The organism is Bradyrhizobium sp. FW305-F6 (genome assembly GCF_058782905.1).
Genome location: NZ_JBYSYD010000029.1, coordinates 1 through 1,907 on the forward strand (window position 1 = coordinate 1; position 1,907 = coordinate 1,907).

A 1,907-nucleotide genomic window follows, 5' to 3' on the forward strand; every position below is an offset into this window, starting at 1 on the left:
CCCACCATTCCGATTTGAAGTCGCCCACCCGTTCCGAGATGATGTCGCCCACCATTCCGGGATGATGTCGCCCGGGTGACGAGGCCTCTTCTGGCTCCCATAGGATGAACCCTTTCGGCTTTGCGAAGGGGACCCTGGATGCCGACGGAGAGGCTTGCGATGCGCCGTGTGCGCGATGTGATCAGAATGAAGGCGGCCGGGCTACCGAGCCGCGAGATTGCGCGACGGGTGGGCGCGGCGCCCTCGACGGTGCGCCTGGCGCTCCGGCGGTTCGAGGCCGCGGGCTTGAGCTGGCCGTTGCCAGACGACGTCACCGACACGGTTCTGGAACTTCGCCTGTTCGCGAAGACCGGCAATGGCAACCGTCAGGGTCACCGCCGCATCGCCGAGCCCGACTGGGCGACCGTGCACCGCGAGCTCAAACGCAAGCACGTGACGCTGTCGATCCTGTGGGAGGAATATATCGCCACCGAGCCCGGCGGATACCGGTACTCGCGCTTCTGTGAGCTCTACCGCGCCTGGGAAGGCCGTCTGTCGGTGACGATGCGCCAGGCCCATGCGGCCGGCGACAAGTTGTTCGTCGACTATGCCGGCGATGGCGTGCCGGTGGTGGTCGACCGCCTGACCGGTGAGCGCAGAACGGCGCAGATCTTCGTCGCCGTGCTCGGCGCATCGAGCTTCACCTACGCGCAGGCGACGTGGACGCAGGGGCTCGCCGACTGGATCAGCGCCCATGTTTGCGCCTTCGCGGCGATCGGCGGCATACCGGCGCTGCTGGTGCCCGACAACACCAAGGTCGCGGTCATTAAGGCGAGCCTGTACGACCCGCAGATCAATCGTACCTACGCGGAGATGGCGGCGCATTACGGCACTGCCATCTTGCCGGCGCGGCCGCGCAAGCCGCGCGACAAGGCCAAGGTCGAGCAGGCCGTCCTGATCGTCGAGCGCTGGCTGCTCGGCCGCCTGCGCCATCGCACCTTCTACAGCCTGGCCGAGGTCAATGCGGCGATCGGCGAACTGCTCACGAGGCTGAACGAGGAACGGCCGATCCGGCGGCTCGGCGTGACACGCCGCCGGTTGCTCGAGGAGGTCGACCGGCCGGCGCTCAAGCCATTGCCGGCGTCCCCCTACGTCCTCGCCGAGTGGCGGATCCGCCGCGTCAGTCTCGATTACCACGTCGAGGTGGAGAAGCATTACTACAGCGTTCCGCATCGCTTCGCCCGCGCCGAGGTCGAGGTGCGGTTCACGGCCCGTACCGTCGAGATCTTCCACAAGGGCGAGCGGATCGCCGCGCATCAGCGCATGAGCGGCAATCACAAACACACCACCGTGCCGGAGCACATGGCCTCCAGCCATCGGCGCTACGCCGGCTGGACCATCGCACGTATTCGCCAGGACGCCGCCGCGATCGGGCCGGCGACCAGCGCGTTGTGCGACCTCATTCTCGACGAGCGCTCGCACCCCGAGCAAGGCTTCCGCGCCTGTCTCGGCATCCTCAGGCTCGCCGCCTCCTATGGGCGCGAACGGCTGGACGCCGCGGCTGCGCGGGCAATCGACATCGGCGCGCGCACCTATGGCTCGGTCAAGTCGATCCTCGCCAACAATCTCGATCGGCGTTCTGCTCACCAGCGTTCCGCGGACGATGCGCCGATCCTGCATGCCAACATCCGCGGACCGCGCTACTACAATTAGGAGATCATCCCTTGCTCACCCATCCGACCCTCGACCGCCTCAACGCCCTCGGCCTCCATGGCATGGCCAAGGCCTTCGCCGACATCGAAGCCACCGGTGAGGCCGCAAGCCTCGGTCACACCGAATGGCTTGCGCTGCTGCTCGAACGTGAAGCCTCGCTGCGGCACGACAAACGGCTCGCCACTCGCCTGCGCTACGCCAAGCTGCGCCAGCAG

The 1,907-nt window shown here is 67.1% G+C and carries 2 protein-coding genes; both read left to right on the forward strand.

The window, feature by feature from the left end; translation table 11 throughout:
- Positions 1-159: 159 nt before the first annotated feature.
- Complete coding sequence (istA, locus tag AC3WLX_RS36560) at positions 160-1,692, forward strand: IS21 family transposase (protein WP_492339383.1); 1,533 nt, start codon at positions 160-162, stop codon at positions 1,690-1,692.
- 11 nt (positions 1,693-1,703) lie between these two features.
- Positions 1,704-1,907: ATP-binding protein (locus AC3WLX_RS36565; RefSeq protein WP_492339382.1), on the forward strand; the 204-nt coding region annotated here is incomplete at its 3' end.